The sequence below is a fragment of the Arcobacter sp. genome (assembly GCF_050300555.1).
Taxonomy (GTDB): Bacteria; Campylobacterota; Campylobacteria; order Campylobacterales; family Arcobacteraceae; genus Arcobacter.
On the sequence record NZ_JBNKXY010000349.1, the window covers coordinates 1 to 545 of the forward strand.

Annotated in this window: 1 protein-coding gene; it reads left to right on the forward strand. The window is 30.5% G+C overall.

Going from position 1 to position 545, the window contains the following annotated elements; translation table 11 throughout:
• Positions 1-140: 140 nt before the first annotated feature.
• Complete coding sequence (locus tag ACQY5W_RS13500) at positions 141-278, forward strand: hypothetical protein (protein WP_428025487.1); 138 nt, start codon at positions 141-143, stop codon at positions 276-278.
• Positions 279-545 lie beyond the last annotated feature (267 nt).

Genomic DNA, 545 nt, shown 5'->3' on the forward strand with positions numbered 1-545 from the left:
ATGTGATCTAATTGTGGATCCATATGAACGTATTGCTTAGGTGCTAAATTTATCCACTACTCCTGCTAGTTTAGATGAATCATTAGTAAAATTTGTTGCTGAATTTCCTTTGTTACAAGATGATTTTAAGATTGTTCCTTGTGATAGAAAAGTTGTGTGATCATGCTTCACTTATATCTACAACACAACAAGTGCATGGACATGATAATTCTATTCTTGATGATACACATGCTGAAGTTAGATGTGTTCATTGTATTAATAGTGAGAAAAAGAGTTGAAAATCATATCTTCTTTAAATTGTTTAGGTTATATCAAATTTGATTTTGTTTGTGACCTGAATAGTTTGGAGAATGAATTATTTCAGAAATCTGGTTTGCTATATCTTGATTATTGTACTTTTCATGCACTTGGTTTATATGACAATAACAATAGCTACATTGTGCAGAAGGTATATATTTGTTCAGATTTGACAACATCTTTTATGGTGCCCCGAATTGATAAAAAAGTAACCTACATTATAGCTAACAACACCATATCTAGTTTCT